This is a genomic window from Streptomyces sp. NPDC007872 (assembly GCF_042868165.1).
Taxonomy (GTDB): Bacteria; Actinomycetota; Actinomycetes; order Streptomycetales; family Streptomycetaceae; genus Streptomyces.
In genome coordinates, this window is sequence record NZ_JBIAEA010000004.1 from 775,528 (window position 1) to 794,856 (window position 19,329).

Consider the following 19,329-nt stretch of genomic DNA (forward strand, 5'->3'; position numbering starts at 1 on the left):
GTCGGCGAGCCCGTCCGCGCGTCCGTCGGCGCGGGCGGTGACGCGGGCGCACGGGGAGGCGGCCTTACGATGGGACGCATGACTGCAACGCCCGCGTCGACGCCCGATCACGCCCCCGCGACGAACCGCCCGAAGCGTGTCCTGCTCGCCGCTCCCCGCGGCTACTGCGCGGGCGTGGACCGTGCCGTGATCGCGGTGGAGAAGGCCCTGGAGCAGTACGGGGCCCCGATCTACGTCCGGCACGAGATCGTCCACAACAAGTACGTCGTCCAGACCCTGGAGCGGAAGGGCGCGATCTTCGTCGACCAGGCGACCGAGGTGCCGCCGGGCAACATCGTGATGTTCTCCGCGCACGGCGTCGCCCCGGCCGTGCACGAGGAGGCCCGGCAGGGCCGGCTCGCGACCATCGACGCCACCTGCCCGCTGGTCACCAAGGTCCACAAGGAGGCCGTCCGGTTCGCCAAGGAGGACTTCGACATCCTCCTCATCGGCCACGAGGGCCACGAGGAGGTCATCGGCACCTCCGGCGAGGCCCCGGACCACATCCAGCTCGTGGACGGCCCCGAGGACGTCGCCAAGATCGAGGTCCGCGACCCCTCCCGGGTCGTCTGGCTCTCCCAGACCACGCTGTCGGTCGACGAGACGATGGAGACGGTCGACGCGCTGAAGGAGAAGTTCCCGCAGCTCATCTCCCCGCCGTCGGACGACATCTGCTACGCCACGCAGAACCGCCAGACCGCGATCAAGGAGCTAGCCGGCCAGGCCGACCTGGTGATCGTCGTCGGTTCGAAGAACTCCTCCAACTCGATCCGCATGGTCGAGGTCGCCAAGCAGGCCGGCGTGCCCGCCGCGTACCTGGTCGACTTCGCGAGCGAGATCGACGAGGCCTGGCTGGAGGGCGTGACCAGCGTCGGCCTCTCCTCCGGCGCCTCCGTCCCGGACGTCCTGGTGCAGGAGGTCCTGGAGTGGCTGGCCGAGCGGGGGTACGCGGACGTCGAGATCGTCAAGACAGCCGACGAGTCCCTGACCTTCTCGCTCCCCAAGGAGCTCCGCGACAAGGACCTGCGGGCCGTGGCCGAGAAGCTCGGCGCGGCGGCCCCGGCCGCCGGGGAGCGACCGATCGGAGAGTAACTCGGCGCCCCAGCCCTTACGGTGGGTCCATGAACGTCTTCGGAGTGGACATCGGCGGCTCGGGCATCAAGGGTGCTCCCGTGGACCTGGAGCGCGGCACGCTCACCGAGGAGCGCCACAAGGTACTGACCCCGCAGCCCGCCACACCCGACGGTGTGGCGGACTGCGTCGCGGAGGTCGTGGCGCACTTCGGCTGGACGGGCCCGGTGGGGGTGACCTTCCCGGGCGTGGTGACGGGCTCCACGATCCGTACGGCCGCCAACGTGGACAAGTCCTGGATCGACGTCGACGCGGGCGCGCTGATCGGCGAGCGGATCGGGGGCCTCCCCGTGACCGTCCTGAACGACGCGGACGCGGCCGGGGTCGCGGAGATGACCTTCGGCGCGGGCCGGGGCCGCAAGGGAACGGTGATCATGCTGACCCTCGGCACGGGCATCGGTTCGGCCCTCTTCGTGGACGGCCGGCTCGTCCCGAACACGGAGCTGGGCCATCTGGAGCTCAAGGGCCACGACGCGGAGAAGCGGGCCTCGACGAAGGCCAAGGAGGACGAGGACCTGAGCTGGGAGCACTGGGCGACCCGGCGGGTGCAGAAGTACCTCGCGCACGTGGAGATGCTGTTCTCGCCGGAACTCTTCATCATCGGCGGCGGCGTCAGCCGCAAGGCGGACAAGTTCCTGCCGCTGATCGAGGGGATCCGGGCGGAGATCGTCCCGGCGGAGCTCCAGAACAACGCGGGGATCGTGGGGGCGGGGATGGCGGCGGGAGCGAAGTAGGAGGGGGCGGGGGGCCGGGGCCGGGGGGTCCGGGGGCCGGGGCCAGTGGTCCGGGGCCTGGTGGCCCATCGGGCCTTCGGCTCGCCGGGCCTTTGACCCACGGGGTTTTTGGCCCACCTGGCCTTCGGCTCACCTGGCCTTCGGCTCACGGAACCTTCGGCTCACCGGGCCTTGGCGGCCTTGGCGCTCTTGGCGACCGGAGCGGCGGACCCGGTGGTCCTGGTGGTTCCGGTGGTCCCGGTGGCGGTCCGGGTGCGCTGCTGCCGTCGCCCCATCTCCCGTACCTTCCGGACGCTGGCGATGAGACCGGCGACCAGGGTGCCGCCGTACAGCCACCCGGCGTGCACGGCGAGGGCGGTCACGACGGCCATGGCCTGGCCGCCGAGGCCGCCGGTGCCGCCCGCGACGGGAACGACGCCGACGGCGAAGGCGATGGGGACGCCGATGGGGGCGGTGACGAGGTCGGCGGTGCGGACCCAGAGCGCGGTCAGGGCGCTGACGGGCAGGAACAGCAGCCCGTAGACGACGGGGGAGCCGTCGAGGAGCAGCAGGTCGAGGAGGCCGACCGCCAGCATGACGGCGGAGGCGAAGAGCCCGGCGCCGAGCCCGGTGAGACGGGGCGAGGGCAGCCGCCGGAGGGCGAGGACGACGGGCGGCACGGGGCGGCGGCCGGGCTGCCGGGCGGGGGCCTGGGCGCGGCCGGGAGGGGCGGCCCCTTGAGCGCGCCCGGCCCCGGCTCCCTGCCCACGGCCGGGGGCGCCGGCCGCCGGGGCCCGTTCGACGCGGGCGGCGCCGCCGGGGGTACGCCCGGCTCTGCCGGTCACGCGGTACACGGCGGCGCCCTCCACGGGTGGGCCGGAGGGCGCGGCGGGAGGCGGGGCGGCGGCCGGCGAACCGGACGACTTCGGCCGTCGGCGCCCCTGGGGCTGACTTGTCCTGTGCTGCTCCACCCGACCAACGTAGGTCGGGAGGGGGCGGGAACCGGGTCCGGGACACGCCCTTTGGGTGACCTTGCCCCCGAGATCGACCGAAGGTCGGCGTCACTGGCCGGTTCGGCCCGCCCGTAAACTGGGGGATCGGCCCACCATCCACACTTCAGGAAGTCGCCACCGTGTCGCTCACGATCGGAATCGTCGGTCTGCCGAATGTCGGCAAGTCGACCCTGTTCAACGCCCTGACCAAGAACGACGTGCTGGCGGCCAACTACCCGTTCGCCACGATCGAGCCCAACGTCGGCGTCGTCGGCGTCCCCGACGCCCGCCTGACCAAGCTCGCGGAGATCTTCAGCTCGCAGCGCGTCCTCCCGGCGACGGTCGACTTCGTCGACATCGCGGGCATCGTGCGCGGCGCGAGCGAGGGCGAGGGGCTGGGCAACAAGTTCCTGGCGAACATCCGCGAGTCGGACGCGATCTGCCAGGTCATCCGCGCCTTCAAGGACGAGAACGTCGTGCACGTCGACGGCAAGGTCTCGCCGAAGGACGACATCGAGACGATCAACACGGAGCTGATCCTCGCGGACCTCCAGACGATCGAGAAGGTGCTGCCGCGCCTCCAGAAGGAATCCCGGATCAAGAAGGACGTGGCGCCGAAGGTCGCCGCGGTCGAGGCGGCGCAGGCGATCCTGGAGAAGGGCGACACGCTCTTCTCGCAGGGCATCGTCCAGGGCTCGGAGAAGGCGGAGCTCCTCCACGACCTGCACCTGCTCACCACGAAGCCGTTCCTCTACGTGTTCAACGTGGACGAGGACGAGCTGACGGACGACGCCTTCAAGGCCGAGCAGAGCGCCCTGGTCGCCCCGGCGGAGGCGATCTTCCTGAACGCCAAGCTGGAGCAGGACCTCGCGGAGCTCGACGAGGAGGACGCCATGGAGCTCCTCCAGTCCGTCGGCGCCGAGGAGCCCGGCCTCGCCACCCTCGCCCGCGTCGGCTTCGACACCCTCGGCCTCCAGACCTACCTGACGGCCGGCCCCAAGGAATCCCGCGCCTGGACGATCAAGAAGGGCGCCACGGCCCCCGAGGCGGCCGGCGTCATCCACACCGACTTCCAGAAGGGCTTCATCAAGGCCGAGGTCATCTCCTTCACCGACCTCGTCGAAACGGGCTCGGTCACCGACGCCCGCGCGGCGGGCAAGGCCCGCATGGAGGGCAAGGAGTACGTGATGCAGGACGGGGACGTGGTGGAGTTCCGCTTCAACGTCTGACGCGTACGGCGAGAGGCCGGTCCGATCTGCCCCGGAGCAGGTCGGGCCGTTTTCTCGTTTTCCCCGAGTCGCCAGACTTCCAGGCGGCCGTCACGGAGGCAGTCGCGGACAACCAGGACGCCCACGGCATGATGGCCGACTACTTCTCCACCGGCGGGCCGGCCATCAACGCGATCGTCGTTGCCCTCGCGGACGCCTTTCACGAAGCAGCAGTCGATCAGCGGGTGAATGCAACCTGAGTAAGCGCCGAGAGGTCAGACGTCCTTGATCCGTACGCGGTCGCCGCACAGTTTCGACCAGTCGTCGCGGTCCGAGGTCAGTACGAGGACGGGGCCCGGGGAGCGGAGCGCCATCGCGGCGACGAGGGCGTCGATGGCGTACTTGTGGCCGTGCAGGCCGCCGGCGTCGCTCAGCAGTTGCACCGCGGTGAGGCTGTCCGCCTGGGTGACGTCCTGGACCTGAAGGCGGGAGAGAAGCCATCGCAGCCGGGCGGTATCCGTCTTCCCGTGGACGGCTTCCACCGCCGTCAGGGCCGACACGAGGACCGGCACCCCCACGCGTCGAGCGGCCTCGATCCGGGTGATCATCTGGCGATCGTTGCGCAACAGCAGCGACAGCGCCTGGGAGTCGAGAACCAGGGACCTGGCCGTGGGCTCCTTCACGCGGCGCTGTCGTTCGACGCGTACGGCGCCGGTGCGTCACCAAACAGTTCGCTTTGCGCAGCCTGGACTTCGGCTTCGCTGAGCGGCTCGTGCTCCGCTTCGTAGGCGGCCACGATCTCGGCGAGGCCGTCCATGGCGAGCTGATGCCGGACCGCCGCCGTCACGTACGCGGACACGCCGCGCTTCCCGGTACGCGTGCGGAGAGCGCCGAGGAGTTCCGAGGGCATCGAGACGGAGATGTTCTCCGTGCCGCCGGGGCGGGGTGACTTCATGGCTGCAAGTCTAGTACAGATACTATTACAGCGTCTGGAGTGCTGCGCGGCCTGTGTCCAGGGTGGGTGGTGATGCGTAGTCTTGGCGCTTTCGGATCTTTTTCACTTTGCAGTGAATCCCGTGCTGGGATGGTGCTGGGATGCGCCCGCATAACCGCAGCTCAGAGTGGTCGTGGTGGAGTTCCGTGTTCCTTCCGGATGATCACCGACCGTGCCGGGCCGCGGGTGGGGAGGCCGAGGTGCGCGAACTTCGGTCGGCTGGGGAGCGATGGCCGAGGAGGCTTCGGGGTGCGCCGCAGGTCCCGCGGCGTCGGTGGGGCTCTTCTGCCAGGGCCCGCGGGCTCGGTGGCTGCGGCCGTGACGGCGTTCGGACCGAGGGCGGGTGCTGCGGCTACGGCCGGGTCCAGCCGTGGGCGAAGTCGCAGTGGAGGTCCGTCCGGCGGCGAAGGCCGGCGGGGGTGTTGTCGGGGTGGTCGAGGCGTCCCGTGCCCCTGGTCCACTCGTCCCAGAGGCCGTCGGGTTCCGTGAAACGGTCCGCATGGTGGGTGCCGAGGTGGGCGTCGAGGCGGAGGAGGGCGCCCAGGGCTGCCGGCTGGTCGTAGTGGAGGTCGGTGCGGGGGAGGTAGTGGTCGAGGTAGGCGGTGAGGATCTCGGCGTCCGTGTGGGTGCCGAAGCGGGCCAGGGCGAAGCAGTAGGCGCTGCCGGAGAAGCAGAACTCACTGGCCAGGAGCAGGTCGCCGATGCGTTCGCGGAACGTGGCGCGTCGGCCCACGCCGATCAGCCAGGCGGCGGTGAGGCGTGAGCGCCACTCGTAGCCGAGGAGGGCTTCCAGCTCTGCGTCGGTGATCGTGGCCGAGTCGTCGATGAGGTGACGGGTGAAGCGTTCGGCGTGAGGCCACTCGGGCCGCAGGAGCCGACCGCTTTTCAGAACGAGATAGCGCGCGTGGCCCGATTCCTTCCTTGCCGCGTAGCGCTCGACGACGTAGCCGTAGCCGATCTCCTCGGGGTGCTGGAACGGCATCTGTCACCTCTCCGGGTACAGGTCGGTGCGGTCGATCCAGGGAGAGCGACGAAGATGTCGTCGCCGGCGCGGGCTGCGGAGGCTTCGAGCAGGGGTCAGGTGCGGGACTCTTCTACCAGGTGCTCCCAGGGGCCGACAACCGAAGAGTCCTGGCGGTCCTCGCGTACCTCGGGTGAGGCGCCACGGCCCGCCCGCGCCCCGCCGGTTCCGGTCCTACAGGTCCAGCGTCAGCCGGGCGCTCCTGGAGCGGCCCACGCAGATCACCATCGTGGTCCCCGCCTCCCGTTCCTCGTCCGTCAGGAGCACGTCGTGGTGGTCCGGGGCGCCCGCGAGGACCTTGGTCTCGCAGGTGCCGCAGACGCCCTGTTCGCAGGAGAACGGGACGCCCGGCACCGCCTCGCGGACCACGTCGAGGAGGGTCCGGTCGGGCGGTACCCGCAGGGTCGTGCCCGTGCGGCGCAGTTCCACCTGGAAGCCCCCGTCGGACGGGGGAGGCCGGGCCGGTCCGGGGCGCGGAAGCGCTCCAGGCGCAGGGAACCCGGCGGCAGCAGGCGGTCCCGTTCGGCGAGGCCCCCGGCGCAGCCCGGAGGACCCCGGCTCCCAGCCCCGCGAGCTGCTGCGCCTCCTGGCCCAGGGCTACACGGACGAGGCCGCGGCCCGCCGCCTGGGCATCTCCCCGCGCAGCGAACGGCGCCTGATCTCGGAGCTGATGGAGGAGCCGGGCGCCCAGAGCCGCTTCCAGTTGGGCCGGCGCGCGGTCGAGAACGGCTACGTCTGATCTCGTCGCCCTCCACCCGGCGTGGTCCGCGCCGGGCTGAAACACCAGGCCACCGCCGTACACCCCCTGTGCGAAACGCCACGTCCGGATTCGGCCGCTCCGGGCGGTACGGGAGAACTCCGCGTCACGGCCGGCCCCCTCCCCCCACGTATCCTCGACTGCCGGGGAAGACGGGGGTGCGTGATCGCGGAGGTGGAGAAGGTGGAGTTCCGGCTGCTCGGCTCCGTTGCGATGGTGACGGAGGACGGGGACGTGGCCCTGGGACCCGCCAAGCGGTCCAGCCTCCTCGCCGTGCTCCTGCTGCGCCCCAACAGCGCGGTGAACGTGGGGCAGTTGATCGACGCCCTGTGGGAGGAGGAGCCGCCCGTCCACGCCAAGACCGTCCTCCAGGGGCACGTCTCGCGGCTGCGGGCCCTCCTCGCGGAGCACGGCGCCGGGGCGTACGGGGTCGAGCTCGCCACCCAGGGTTCGGCGTACGTGCTGCGGATGCCGGAGTCACTGGTGGACGCGCACCGGTTCGAGGAGCTCGTGGGGCTCGCCGGGGTGCAGCGGCAGCCCGCCGACGCGGTCCGGATGCTGCGGGAGGCGCTGTCGTACTGGCAGGGTCCCGCGCTCACCGGGACCGTCCACAGCCGGCCCCTGGAGGCCGCCGCCACCGGCCTGGAAGAGCTGCGGCTCGCCACCGTGGAGGCGCTGGCGCGGGCGTACGGACAGCTCGGCGAGCACGCCAGGGCCGCCGCCGTGCTGCGCACCGAGGCCGTCGCCCACCCCCTGCGCGAGTCCCTCGCGGCCGCCCTGATGCTGGCCCTCGGCCGCTCCGGACGCCAGTCGGACGCGATCGACTGGTACCACAGGACCCGGCGGCTGCTCGCCGAGGAGCTGGGCGTCGACCCCGGCGAGACGCTCGCCGAGGCGTACGCGACGCTGCTCCGGTCCGCGGAGCCCGCCCCCGCGGCCCGCCCCGTCGCCCCGCCCGCCGAGGTCCCGGTGCCGGAGGGCCTGCCCCGGGCGCCGCGCGGCTTCACCGGACGCGGCGCCGAGCTGGCCGCGCTCGACCGGGCGGTACGGGGCGGGGACGGGCCCGTCTGCCTCGTCACCGGCCCCGCCGGCGTCGGCAAGACGGCCTTCGCCGTCCACTGGGCGTACGAGCGGCGCGCCGGCTTCCCCGACGGACGTCTCTTCGCCGATCTGAAGGGCTTCAGCGAGACCCCCGCGCCCGAGTCCACCGCCGTCCTGCGCGAGTTCCTGCTCGCGCTCGGCGTTCCGGACCGGCGGATCCCGGAGGGCGTCGAGGCGCGGGGCGCCCTCTTCCGCTCCCTCACCGCCGGGCGCCGGCTGCTCGTCGTCCTCGACAACGCCCGCTCCTCCGGGCAGGTCAGGCCGCTGCTGCCGGGCGGCGACCACTGCGCGACCCTCGTCACCAGCCGCGACCGGCTCGGCGGCCTCATCGCCTCCGACGCCGCCCGGCCGGTGCCGCTCGGCCACCTGCCGGAGGCCGATGCCGCCGCCCTGCTCGCCACCGTCCTCGGCGAGGACCGGGTCGCGGCCGAGCCGGACGCCGCCGCGCGGCTCGCCGGACTCTGCGACGGGCTGCCGCTCGCCCTGCGGGTGACGGCGGCCCGGCTCGCCGAACGGCCCGCCTGGACCCTCGGCGCGATGGTCGGCGAACTCGCCGACGAACAGGGCCGGCTGACCCTGCTCGACGTCGAGGACCGGGGGGTCTCCGCCGCGCTGCGCCTCACCGTGCAGCAGCTCCCCGACTCCGCCGCCCGCATGTTCCGCGCGCTCGGCCTGCACACCGGCGCCGACCTGGACCGGTTCGCGGCGGGCGCGCTCGCCGGGACCTCGCCCGCGCAGGCCTCCGCCGACCTGGACCGGCTCGCCGCCGCGCACCTGCTCACCGAGGCCGTCCCCGGCCGCTGGACCCCGCACGACCTCGTGCGCCTCTACGCCCGCCACCTCGCCCCGCAGGCCGACCCCGAGGGGCTGCCCCGCCTCCTCGACCACTACCTCTACACCGGGCTCGCGGCCGACGCCGCCGCCGAACCGGGCTCCCAGCCCTGCTACGCGCTGCCCGCCGACGCCCGGCGCCCCGCCGCCACGCGGGAGTTCGAGGACCGCACGGCGGCGCTCGACTGGTACGCGGCCGAGCGCGCCGCCCTGGAGGGCGCCGTCACCGCCGCGGCCGCCCTCGGCCTGCACGACCGGGCCTGGCGGCTCGCCCTGGTGCAGTGGCCGCTGATGCTCGTGCGGATCGGGGACAACTGGACCCCGCTCCTGGAGGCCGGACTCGCCTCCGCCCGGCGGATCGGCGACGTCGACGCCCAGTCCCGGACCCGGGCGCTGCTCGGCTGGATCCTGCACGCGGAGGGCCGGAACGCCGAGGCGCTCGTCCACCTGGAGGAGGCGCCCGGTCTGGCCGCCCGCGCGGGCGACCCGATCAGCGAGGCCATCGCCCACGTCAACCACGCCGCCGTCCTGGACGCCACCGGGGAGCACGAGCGGGCCGGCCTGCTCATGCGGCACGCGGTCTCGCTCGCCGACCGCACCGGCCACCCCTCCACCCAGGTCCTCACCCTCCAGCACCTGGCGGGCCACTGCCTGAAGGCGCAGGAGTACGAGGCGGCGCTCGCGCACGTCCTGCGCGCGGAGGGGCTGGCCGCCCCCGACGCGGTGGTCGTGCGGGCCGAGCTCCAGAGCGCCCGGGGCGAGGCGCTGGCCGGGATCGGACGCCTCGAAGAGGCCACCGACCAGCTCGAACGCGCGATCGTGTCCTTCGACAAGGCCGGTTTCCCGGAGGGCTCGGCGCGGGCCGCCGCCCGCCTTTCGCGCCTGTCAGCCGATCGTTAGCGGCGCGCAAGCGGGACGGCAGTACGGGACGGGAAGCTGGATACAGCACCGATCGACGAACCGGTGCGTACGCACCGAAAGGGTGCACCGGCGCGGGAGCACCGACCGCGCGCCGACCGACCGCTTCCCGGGGGAGAACCACCATGCGTCACCACCGCAAGAACACCGTCCTGGCCGTCGCCGCCGCCGCCCTCTCGCTGGGCCTGACCGCCTGCGGCGGCTCCGACGACACCGGCGCCAAGGACGCCGGGAGCGCGAGCTCCGCCCCGCGGGCCGCCGCCGGCACGGGCGACGCCGGGACCTCCGCCGAGGGAGACCCGGGCGCCGCCGACGGCTCGACCACCACCGCCGGCGGCTCCACGTCCGGCGGGGCCACCGCCGGCGGTTCCACGACCGGCGGCAAGGGCACGACCGCCTCCACCGCGTCCACCGGCTCCACCGGCGGCAAGACCTCCGCCAAGGCTCCGGCCTGTGCCTACGACGACGTCAGGGTCACGGTGAAGAAGGCGGACGAGGTCCCGACCGAGCACGTCGTCCTCACCGCCACCAACGTCTCCGGCAGCGCCTGCACCCTGCTGAAGCACCCGCTGCTCGCCTTCGGCCCGATCCAGACCGCCAAGGACGTCCCGGCCGTCGAGAAGAGCAGGCCCGCCGTGCCGGTCGTGGTGAAGAACGGCGAGTCCGCCTACGCCAACGTGCGGATCTCCCTCGGCGGCGTCCACGAGGACAACGTGGTGGTGAAGGAGTTCCACGTGAACCTCTTCGCCGCCGACGGCCCGGCCGAGGGCAGCGTCGTCGTCAAGGCCCCGGCCGGCGGCCTCGCGGTCGACGAGGCCGCCGCGAAGACCGGCTACTGGACGTACGAGCTGCGCAACGGCGCCGACGAGTTCTGACCGGTGCGGGGCCGGAGCCCTTCAGGGCGCCAGGCCCGTCTTCGCCCCCGCCCCGCACAGCGGCACCACCGTGAGTCCGGGGCGCGGCGGGGCCGCGCCCACCGCCGCCCAGCAGGCCGCCGCGGTGGCCTCCACGAAGAGGCCGCGCCGCGCCAGGTCCCGCTGGGCGGCGCGGATCCGCTCCTCCGTCACCGTCAGGAACGTGCCGCCCGTCGCCCGGACCGCCCGCAGGACCTGCCGGGCCCGGGGCGGCGCCGGGATCGCGATGCCCTCGGCGAGGGTGGGGCGGACGGCGGCCGGTCCCGCGACGTCGTCCGCGCCCGCGCGGAACGCCCCGGCCAGCGGGGACACGGCCTCCGCCTGCACGGCGACGAGCGCGGGCCGGGTGTCCGCGAGCCCGTGGCGGCGCAGCTCGTCGAGCGCGAGGGCGGCGCCGAGGAGCAGGGTGCCGTTGCCGACGGGGACGACGATCGTGTCGGGCAGCCGTCCGCCGAGCTCCTCCCACAGCTCGTACACATAGGTCTTGGTGCCCTGTGTGAAGTACGGGTTGTGGACGTGCGAGGCGTAGAAGGTGCCGGGCTCGTCGGCGGCCTCCCGGGCCGCGCGGGCCGTCGCCTCGCGGTCGCCGGGCACCTCGACCACCTCGGCGCCGTGCGCCCGGATCTGGTCCAGCTTCTTCGGGGACGTGCCCCCGGGGACGTACACCCGGCAGTCGAGTCCGGCCCGCGCGCAGTACGCGGCGGCGGCCGTGCCCGCGTTCCCGCTGCTGTCGGCCACGACCCGGTCGAGGCCGCCGGCGCGCGCGAGGCGCAGGGCGTGCGCGGCGAGCACCACCGCGCCCCGGTCCTTGAACGACAGCGTCGGCATGAGGAAGTCGAGCTTGGCCGAGACGGATCCGGAGGGGGATTCCCCCAGCGGGACGAGGGGCGTGCGGCCCTCCCCGAGGGTCACCTCCGGCGCGCACGGCAGCGGAGGCAGTGCCTCCGCGTAACGCCACAAGGAATTCACACGTGACGCGAGGGACGGGAGGGGGACCGGCCCGCCCGCGAAGTCGAGGTCCCACGGGCCCCGGCACTCCGGACAACGCCAGGTGAGCGCGGACACGGGCGAGGAGACGCGGCAGCGGGGGCACGTGTAGGCGGTCATGGTCGCCAGGATGGCAGCCGTGTGGCGCGGACGTTACGGGGCGGCGGACACCCTTGTGCGATTCCTATGGATCGGCCAACCTTTCGCTCGACAGCCGGACACGCGGAACGGCCCGGACGCCTCGTGCCGTCTTGTCATGTCCCTGTCGCACCCCCACGGCAGCGCACCACCAATGAGGAGGACCCCTCACATGTCAGTGATGCGTGACTCGCGTCGCAGAATCGCCACCGCCGCCGCGGTGGCCGTCGCCGCCCTCACCCTCGGCCCGCTCTCCGCCCTCCCGGCCACCGCCGCCCCGGCCGCCCCGGAAGGCGTCGTCGAGAACGCCGGAGCCGAAAACACCGTCCCGGGCAGCTACATCGTCACCCTCGACGAGTCCGCCCCGGCGGAGACCGCCCGGGGCCGCGCGATCCCCGCCAAGTTCGGCGCGAAGATCAAGCGCACGTACACCTCGGCGGTCAACGGCTACGCGATCGAGCTCTCCGAGGCGCAGGCGAAGCGGCTCGCGGCCGACCCCGCCGTCACGTCGGTCGTCCAGAACCGCGTCTTCACCATCGACGCCACGCAGCCCTCCCCGCCGTCCTGGGGCCTGGACCGGATCGACCAGAAGGCCCTCCCGCTGAACCGGAGCTACACCTACCCGGACGCCGCGGGCCAGGGCGTCACGGCGTACATCATCGACACCGGCGTCCGCATCAGCCACGGCGACTTCGGCGGCCGGGCCTACAACGGCTTCGACGCCATCGACAACGACAACGTCTCCCAGGACGGCCACGGCCACGGCACCCACGTCGCCGGCACCGTCGCGGGCACCTCGTACGGCGTCGCCAAGAAGGCCAAGATCGTCGGCGTCCGCGTCCTCGACAACCAGGGCTCCGGCACCACCGACCAGGTCGTCGCCGGCATCGACTGGGTGACGCGGAACGCCGTCAAGCCGGCCGTCGCCAACATGAGCCTCGGCGGCGGCGTCGACTCCGTCCTCGACGAGGCCGTCCGCCGGTCGATCGCCTCCGGCGTCACCTACGCGGTCGCCGCGGGCAACGACGGCGCCAACGCCTCCAACTACTCGCCGGCGCGCGTCGCGGAGGCCATCACGGTCGGCGCCACCACCAACACCGACGCCCGCGCCAGCTACTCCAACTACGGCTCGATCCTGGACCTCTTCGCCCCGGGCTCCTCCATCACCTCGTCCTGGAACACCGGCGACTCCGCCACCAACACCATCTCCGGCACGTCGATGGCGACCCCGCACGTCGCCGGCGCCGCCGCGCTCTACCTCGCCGCCAACCCGACGGCGACCCCGGCCCAGGTCTCCACGGCCCTGACGAGCGCCGCCACCCCGAACGTCGTCACCAACCCGGGCTCCGGCTCCCCGAACAGGCTCCTGTACGTCGGCGACGGCGGCACCACCCCTCCGCCCACCGGCAAGAACTTCGAGAACACCACGGACTACGCCATCGCCGACAACGCGACCGTCGAGTCCCCGATCGCCGTCACCGGCGTCACCGGCAACGCCCCCGCCACCCTCAAGGTGCCGGTGAACATCGTCCACACCTACATCGGTGACCTCCAGGTCCAGTTGATCGCCCCCGACGGCTCGGCGTACACGCTGAAGGCCTTCGGCACCGGCGGCAGCACGGACAACATCAACACCACGTACACCGTGAACGCCTCCTCGGAGGTCGCCAACGGCACCTGGAAGCTGCGGGTCACGGACAACGCGACCTACGACACCGGGAAGATCGACTCCTGGGGCCTGCAGTTCTGACCCGAGCACCGCATGACGGGGGCGGTCGCCTGCGGGCGGCCGCCCCTTCCGTCTGCGCGGCCGTGCGCGGCCGCCCCTCCCGCCCCGCAAACGCGCGCGACGGCCCCCCGTTCGACCGCGTACGATGCGCGCTCGTTCGTCTGTTCGCATCACCGCCCCGCAGGAGCAACCACCCGTGGACCCGACCCAGCCGGCCCCGCCGCCCCCGCCGCCCCCAGGGGGCCCGCAGCCGCAGGGGTGGCCCGCCCCGGGCCCGTACACCTCCCCGGGCGGGCCGTACACCTCCCCGGGCGGGCCGTACGCCGCCGGTCCCTACGGCCCGCCCGGCGGCCCCGGACCCCACGGGCGGCCCCCGCGGACCACCAACGGACTCGCCGTCGGCTCCCTCGTCTCCGGCATCGTCTGCTGCCTCCCGCCCCTCGGCCTGGTCCTGGGCCTCGTGGCCCTCCCGCAGATCAGGAAGAGGGACCAGGCGGGCAAGGGGCTCGCGATCGCGGGCATCGTGCTCTCCGCCCTCAGTTGTCTGCTCCTCGTGATCGGCCTGGCGACCGGCGGCTTCTCCACGGCGTGGAGCGGCTTCAAGGAGGGCGTCGACGAGGCCGCCCGCTCCAAGTCCCCGTCCTCGCTGCGCACCGGCCAGTGCTTCACCGACCGCGGCATGCGGAAGGAGTACACGACGGAGATCACCGTCGTCGACTGCGCGCGCCCGCACGACGGCGAGGTCACCGGCGGCTTCGAGGTCACCGGCTTCGACGCGTGGCCCGGCGAGGACGCGATCGACGCGCTCGCGGAGAAGCGCTGCGAGACGGCCAACCTGGCGTACGCGATGGACACCTGGGCGATCCCGCAGGAGGTCTGGCTCTTCTACTACCTGCCCAGCGGCCAGAGCTGGAAGTTCGACGACCGGACCGTGATCTGCGCGCTCGCCGCCGACAGGAAGCCGTTCAGCGGCTCGCTGCGCTCCGACGCCACGACCCTGAGCACCGACCAGACGCACTTCCTCACGTCCGTGAACCCGATCGAGACGGTCGTCCACCGGGAGCCGGAGGAGGACCCCGACGAGGACTTCGCGGCCAACAAGGCCTGGGCCGGCCAGGTCCTGGCGGCGCTCGACGGGGCGCACGCGGGCCTCGGGGAGCACTTCTGGCCCGGCGCCTCCACCAAGCCGGTCGCGACGCTCCGGAAGGACCTCGCGACGGCCTCGAAGCGGTGGCGCGAGCTGGCCGGGGCGGCCGACCCGGACGCGTACTGGGAGGCCTACGACGCGGCCTTCGACGCCCTGCCCGGCACCGGGGACGCGCGGGGCGCGCTCGGGCTGACGGACACTCCGCCGGAGGGCGCGGGCACCTCGGCCTGAGGCACGGCCCACGCGCGCGTGCCTCCGTGCCCGGCCGCCCCGTGCCCGGTCGGCCCGGGGCGGCCGGGCACGGGAGCGGGGTCAGCGCCGGTTCAGGCCCCGGTCGATGGCGGTGATCAGCTCGCCGTCCGGGGTGTCCCCGTCGAGGGACCAGACCATCGCGCCGCCCAGCCCGTTCTTCCGGACGTAGGACGCCTTGGTGCGCAGCACGGTGGGATCGTCGTAGGTCCACAGGGTGGTGCCGTCGAAGAGCCAGGCGTGCCCGTTCCGCTCGCCCCGGTAGAGCTTGTACGTCCCCGACTCCGCGAGCCGCTTCAGGAACTTGTAGTCCTCGGAGCCCGCCGTCCAGGTGGCGGGGGCGGGGCCGGTCGCGGGCTTGCCGAGGCCGTTGCCGCCGCCGGTCACGCCGGTCCAGCCCTGGCCGTAGAAGGGCATGCCGACCACGAGCTTGCGGGCGGGGGCGCCGCGCCGCAGCCAGGCCCTGACGGTCTGGTCGACGCTGAAGTCGTCCTTCGCGTACAGCGCGGACTGCTGGGCCGTCCTCGCCTCCCCGGAGACGTGGAAGTCGTAGCCCTGGAGGTTCACGAAGTCGAAGTCCCGCATGATCTTCGCGACCTCGAAGCCCGCGTCGATCTTGGCGGGGGCGGTGGGCACGTACGCGCTCAGCTCGTAGTGCTTCCGCTTCTTCAGCGAGCGCCCGTACGCGTCGAGCTGGACGCGGAACTCCCGGACGAGCTTGGTGAAGTTGGGCTTGTCCTCGGGGCGGATCACGTTCCCCGGGGCGCCGTCCGAGCCCGGCCACTCCCAGTCGAGATCGACGCCGTCGAAGATCCCGGCGGCCGCACCGGCGCCGCCGCGGGCGCCGTCCACGGGCAGGTCGCCCTTGATGTACGTGTCGACGCAGGAGGCGACGAGGGCCTTGCGGCCGGCGTCCGTGCGCACCGCGTCGGAGAAGTGCGCGGAGCCGCTCCAGCCGCCCAGCGAGATCATGACCTTGAGGCCGGGGTGCTTCGCCTTCAGCTCGCGCAGCTCGTTGAAGTTCCCGGCCAGGCGCTGCCCGTCGGTGTCGCCGACGCCGTCCACGGAGTTCGCGGCGTCGACGGGGCGCACGTAGTCGGCCCAGGGGTCGGAGCCGGGGGCGTTGCCCATGAGGCACTTGCCGTCCGCCCCGATCACGCCGAAGGCGTAGTTGATGTGGCTGAGCTTGGCGGCCGTGCCGCTCGTCTCCAGGTCCTTGACCTGGAAGTTCCTTCCGTAGATGCCCCATTGGGTGAAGTAGCCGATCCGCTTGAGGGCCTGCCCGTGGGCGGGCTCGTGGGCGGATCCGCGCGGGGCCTGGTGCGCGTCGGCGGCGGGTGCCAGGGCGGCGAGGAGGCCGAGGGTGACGGCGGTGGCGGCACCGAAGGTCAGCTTGGACGTGGCTCTGGGACGCATGGGCTCATTCCTGTGCGGAGCGGGATGGAGCGTGCGGTGGAGCGGGGGAGCGGGGGAGGAACGGGGAAGCAGGGGAGGAACGCGGTGGAGCGGGGAGAGGTGCGGCGCGCGGGGCGCGCAGGCAGGAACGTATTGGTCTGTACCAATACGGGTCAAGGGGTTCGGCCGCATCCGCCCCGGGGTAACCGAGAGTAGAGAGGGTGGTAGCCAGGTGTTCATCACTTCGAGTGAAACTCTGGCCCATGCTTGCGGTCCGCGACCCACGGTTGTCAGTCTGTAGCTGACAGTCAACCTGAGGGGAGTGTCCAGTGACGTTCGGTGAGCAGCCCGCCTATCTGCGCGTGGCGAGCGATCTGCGGGAGAAGATCGCCAACGGCTCGCTTCCGCCCCATACCCGCCTTCCCTCGCAGGCACGCATCCGCGAGGAGTACGGGGTGTCGGACACCGTCGCACTGGAGGCCCGCAAGGTACTGATGGCCGAGGGACTCGTGGAGGGCCGCTCGGGCTCGGGGACGTACGTGCGGGAGCGCCCGGTGCCGCGCCGGATCGCCCGCTCGGGCTACCGCCCGGTCTCCGGGGCCAGCCCCTTCCGCCAGGAGCAGGCGGCCGAGGGGGCCCGCGGCACCTGGGAGTCGAACAGCGGGCAGGAGCCCGCGAGTCCGGAGGTCGCCGAGCGGCTCGGCATCGAGCCGGGGGAGCGGGTGATGCGCACGCGGTACGTGTACCGGGACGGCGGCGAGCCCATGATGGTCTCCACCTCCTGGGAGCCCCTCGCCGTCACCGGCCGGACCCCGGTCATGCTGCCGGAGGAGGGCCCCCTGGCCGGCTGCGGGGTCGTCGAGCGGATGGCCGCCATCGACGTCGTCGTGGACAACGTGGTGGAGGAGGTCGGCGCCCGCCCCGGCCTCGCCGAGGAACTCCTGGCGCTCGGCGGGGTGCCGGGCCACGTGGTGATGGTGGTGGAGCGCACCTACTACGCCTCGGGCCGGGCCGTCGAGACGGCGGACGTCGTGGTCCCGGCCGACCGCTACCGCATCGCGTACCACCTGCCGGTGAGGTGAGGGGGCGGCGCCCCGGGGCCGTCCGACCGTTCAGCGGGGCCCCGTGTCCGGGCGCCGTGACCGCGAGTTAACGGCACGTCAGGCCGCGTAACCGCCCGGCAACCGCGTGCCGACCCCGGCCGTCACGACCGGCTCCTACCTTCCTCGTCCGTACCCGCATCCGGTCGGACGAGACGACAGGAACCCTCATGACGGACACGGTCACCACCCCCGCCCCCCTCCCGGACCCGCCCGAGGCGCCGGAGGGCGCCGCGCCCCCTCCCGAACCCCGCCGCAGCTACGCGAAACTCGCCGCGGACGAGAGCCGCGAGGACTACTCGCTGCGCTACGCCCCGCACTCCTTCCGCCGCTGGTCCCCCGCCACCGTCGCGGGCACCGCCCTCGGCGGCATCGCCTACCTCGCCGACTTCGCGATCGGCGCCTCGATCGTGTTCACCTACGGCTTCGGCAGCGGCCTCGCCTCGATCCTCACCGCCGCCACCCTCATCTTCCTCACCGGCATCCCCATCGCCCGCGCCTGCGCGACGTACGGCCTGGACATGGACCTGATCACCCGCGGCGCCGGCTTCGGCTACTTCGGCTCCACCCTCACCTCGCTCATCTACGCCTCCTTCACCTTCATCTTCTTCGCGCTCGAAGGCTCGATCATGGCCCAGGCCATGCACCAGGCCGTCGGCCTCCCGGTCGAGATCGGCTACCTGGTCACGACCCTGATCGTCATCCCGATCGTCTTCCGCGGCATGGGCGCCCTCGCCAAGGTGCAGGCCTGGACCCAGCCGGTCTGGATCGTCGGCATGGTGCTGCCCTTCGTCGTCCTCGCCTTCGAAGCACCCGACGCCTGGGGGGCCTTCACCTCCTTCGGCGGCACGGAGGGCGCCGGTGCGGGCTTCTCCTGGATCGGCTTCGGACTCGGCACCGGCGTCGCGCTCTCCCTGATCGCCCAGATCGGCGAACAGGCCGACTACCTGCGCTTCATGCCCGCGAAGACCGAGGCGAACAGGCGCCGCTGGAACCTCGCCGTGCTCGCCGCCGGGCCCGGCTGGGTCGTCATCGGCGCCGCCAAGCAGCTCGGCGGCGCCCTCCTCGCCTTCGTCGCCCTGGAGGCCGTCGGCACGACCCGCGCCCTGGAGCCGATCGCCCCGCAGATCGAGGCCCTCAAGCCCTGGCTCGGCACGTTCGCCCTGCCCGCCGCCGCGCTCTTCGTGATCGTCTCCCAGATCAAGATCAACGTCACCAACGCCTACAGCGGCTCGCTGTCCTGGTCGAACTTCTTCTCCCGCGTCACCCACCGCCACCCCGGCCGCGTCTGGTACATCTTCCTCAACCTCGCCATCGCGCTGACGCTGATGGAGATGAACATGTTCGCGGCCCTGAACAAGCTGCTCGGGTTCTACTCCAATGTCGGCATCGCCTGGATCACGGCCGTCGCCGCCGACCTCGTCATCAACAAGCGGGCCGGCTGGAGCCCGCCGTACATCGAGTTCAAGCGCGCCTACCTGTACGCCGTGAACCCGGCGGGCTTCGGCGCCATGGTGATCGCCTCCGTCGTCTCGATCCTCGCCTTCTTCGGCCTCTTCGGCACCTACGCGCAGGCGTTCTCCACCTTCATCGCCGCCGGTCTCGCGCTGGTCCTCTGCCCGCTGATCGCGTGGGCCACCAAGGGCCGCTACTACCTGGCCCGCCCCAATGCGGTGAACGGCCCCGGCGCCGAGGTCGCCGACGAGCGGGCGACCCACACCTGCGCGGTCTGCGAGACGGCCTACGAGCTGCCCGACGTCGCCGACTGCCCCGTCCAGGCGGGTCCGATCTGCTCCCTGTGCTGCTCGCTCGACGCCGCGTGCGGGGACGTCTGCCGCAAGGAGCCCGGGGGCGCGGGCGGTCCCGTCCTGATGCCGGTGCCCACCGTCCCGAAGGCGATGTCCGGCGCCTGACTTCGGCCTCCCTCCGTCGGTAACCGGCCGAACCGTGCCTCTTTGTGCAAAC

17 protein-coding genes are annotated in these 19,329 nt (G+C 72.9%); 10 read left to right on the top strand and 7 right to left on the bottom strand.

The features are described 5' to 3' along the window. Nucleotides 1-69 precede the first annotated feature (69 nt). Both ACFYNX_RS18125 and ppgK read left to right on the top strand, forming a co-directional pair. Nucleotides 70-1,131, top strand: coding sequence for a 4-hydroxy-3-methylbut-2-enyl diphosphate reductase (locus ACFYNX_RS18125; protein ID WP_365546047.1), 1,062 nt, complete (start codon nucleotides 70-72; stop codon nucleotides 1,129-1,131). 29 nt (nucleotides 1,132-1,160) lie between these two features. Beyond that, the gene (gene ppgK / locus ACFYNX_RS18130) at nucleotides 1,161-1,904 is read left to right on the top strand and encodes a polyphosphate--glucose phosphotransferase (protein WP_365546049.1); all 744 of its coding nucleotides are present in this window, start codon (nucleotides 1,161-1,163) and stop codon (nucleotides 1,902-1,904) included. A gap of 161 nt (nucleotides 1,905-2,065) precedes the next feature. Here ppgK and ACFYNX_RS18135 read toward each other — a convergent pair whose 3' ends face one another. Then, complete coding sequence (locus ACFYNX_RS18135) at nucleotides 2,066-2,737, bottom strand: DUF6542 domain-containing protein (RefSeq protein ID WP_388662435.1); 672 nt, start codon at nucleotides 2,735-2,737, stop codon at nucleotides 2,066-2,068. 278 nt (nucleotides 2,738-3,015) lie between these two features. On the opposite strand from ACFYNX_RS18135, the gene ychF reads away from it, so the two are divergent. Then, entirely contained in the window at nucleotides 3,016-4,104 is a 1,089-nt protein-coding gene (gene ychF / locus ACFYNX_RS18140; protein WP_365546052.1) for a redox-regulated ATPase YchF, read from the top strand. Nucleotides 4,105-4,358: 254 nt separating this feature from the next. On the opposite strand, the gene ACFYNX_RS18145 is transcribed toward ychF, so the two are convergent. From ACFYNX_RS18145 to ACFYNX_RS18160, 4 genes are all read right to left on the bottom strand, one after another. Then, nucleotides 4,359-4,766, bottom strand: a complete 408-nt coding sequence (locus ACFYNX_RS18145) for a DNA-binding protein (RefSeq protein WP_388662437.1) — start codon at nucleotides 4,764-4,766, stop codon at nucleotides 4,359-4,361. Next, the gene (locus tag ACFYNX_RS18150) at nucleotides 4,763-5,038 is read right to left on the bottom strand and encodes a hypothetical protein (RefSeq protein ID WP_014048106.1); all 276 of its coding nucleotides are present in this window, start codon (nucleotides 5,036-5,038) and stop codon (nucleotides 4,763-4,765) included. The genes ACFYNX_RS18145 and ACFYNX_RS18150 overlap by 4 nt, the downstream gene beginning before the upstream one ends. 391 nt (nucleotides 5,039-5,429) lie before the next feature. Continuing rightward, nucleotides 5,430-6,059, bottom strand: a complete 630-nt coding sequence (locus ACFYNX_RS18155; protein WP_388662439.1) for a DUF6000 family protein — start codon at nucleotides 6,057-6,059, stop codon at nucleotides 5,430-5,432. Between the two features lie 213 nt (nucleotides 6,060-6,272). Continuing rightward, complete coding sequence (locus ACFYNX_RS18160; RefSeq protein WP_388662441.1) at nucleotides 6,273-6,527, bottom strand: 2Fe-2S iron-sulfur cluster-binding protein; 255 nt, start codon at nucleotides 6,525-6,527, stop codon at nucleotides 6,273-6,275. On the opposite strand from ACFYNX_RS18160, the gene ACFYNX_RS18165 reads away from it, so the two are divergent. The 3 genes from ACFYNX_RS18165 to ACFYNX_RS18175 all read left to right on the top strand — a co-directional run bounded on the left by ACFYNX_RS18165 (nucleotide 6,511) and on the right by ACFYNX_RS18175 (nucleotide 10,580). Further along, nucleotides 6,511-6,837 carry a response regulator transcription factor gene (locus ACFYNX_RS18165; protein ID WP_388662443.1) on the top strand — a complete coding sequence of 109 codons (327 nt, stop codon included), beginning with the start codon at nucleotides 6,511-6,513 and terminating at the stop codon, nucleotides 6,835-6,837. The genes ACFYNX_RS18160 and ACFYNX_RS18165 overlap by 17 nt on opposite strands. Before the next feature lie 201 nt (nucleotides 6,838-7,038). Continuing rightward, nucleotides 7,039-9,687 (top strand): BTAD domain-containing putative transcriptional regulator, encoded by a 2,649-nt coding sequence (locus ACFYNX_RS18170; RefSeq protein ID WP_388662585.1) that lies wholly within the window; start codon nucleotides 7,039-7,041, stop codon nucleotides 9,685-9,687. Nucleotides 9,688-9,830: 143 nt separating this feature from the next. Next, entirely contained in the window at nucleotides 9,831-10,580 is a 750-nt protein-coding gene (locus ACFYNX_RS18175; RefSeq protein WP_388662445.1) for a DUF4232 domain-containing protein, read from the top strand. 21 nt (nucleotides 10,581-10,601) lie between these two features. Here the strand turns inward: ACFYNX_RS18175 and ACFYNX_RS18180 are convergent, their stop codons facing one another. Beyond that, a complete protein-coding gene (locus tag ACFYNX_RS18180) occupies nucleotides 10,602-11,726 on the bottom strand; it encodes a pyridoxal-phosphate dependent enzyme (protein ID WP_365546067.1) in 1,125 nt (374 codons plus the stop codon). 190 nt (nucleotides 11,727-11,916) lie between these two features. On the opposite strand from ACFYNX_RS18180, the gene ACFYNX_RS18185 reads away from it, so the two are divergent. Together ACFYNX_RS18185 and ACFYNX_RS18190 are read left to right on the top strand one after the other, a co-directional pair. After that, the gene (locus ACFYNX_RS18185) at nucleotides 11,917-13,494 is read left to right on the top strand and encodes a S8 family serine peptidase (RefSeq protein ID WP_388662447.1); all 1,578 of its coding nucleotides are present in this window, start codon (nucleotides 11,917-11,919) and stop codon (nucleotides 13,492-13,494) included. Nucleotides 13,495-13,669: 175 nt separating this feature from the next. Beyond that, nucleotides 13,670-14,851 (top strand): DUF4190 domain-containing protein, encoded by a 1,182-nt coding sequence (locus ACFYNX_RS18190; protein WP_388662449.1) that lies wholly within the window; start codon nucleotides 13,670-13,672, stop codon nucleotides 14,849-14,851. A gap of 81 nt (nucleotides 14,852-14,932) precedes the next feature. On the opposite strand, the gene ACFYNX_RS18195 is transcribed toward ACFYNX_RS18190, so the two are convergent. After that, nucleotides 14,933-16,285 (bottom strand): glycoside hydrolase family 18 protein, encoded by a 1,353-nt coding sequence (locus ACFYNX_RS18195; RefSeq protein ID WP_388662451.1) that lies wholly within the window; start codon nucleotides 16,283-16,285, stop codon nucleotides 14,933-14,935. A 308-nt stretch (nucleotides 16,286-16,593) separates the two neighbouring features. Here ACFYNX_RS18195 and ACFYNX_RS18200 point away from each other — a divergent pair, with 308 nt between their 5' ends. Beyond that, a complete protein-coding gene (locus ACFYNX_RS18200) occupies nucleotides 16,594-17,346 on the top strand; it encodes a GntR family transcriptional regulator (protein WP_388662453.1) in 753 nt (250 codons plus the stop codon). Nucleotides 17,347-17,534: 188 nt separating this feature from the next. Beyond that, a complete protein-coding gene (locus ACFYNX_RS18205; protein WP_388662455.1) occupies nucleotides 17,535-19,277 on the top strand; it encodes a purine-cytosine permease family protein in 1,743 nt (580 codons plus the stop codon). Nucleotides 19,278-19,329: the final 52 nt, after the last annotated feature.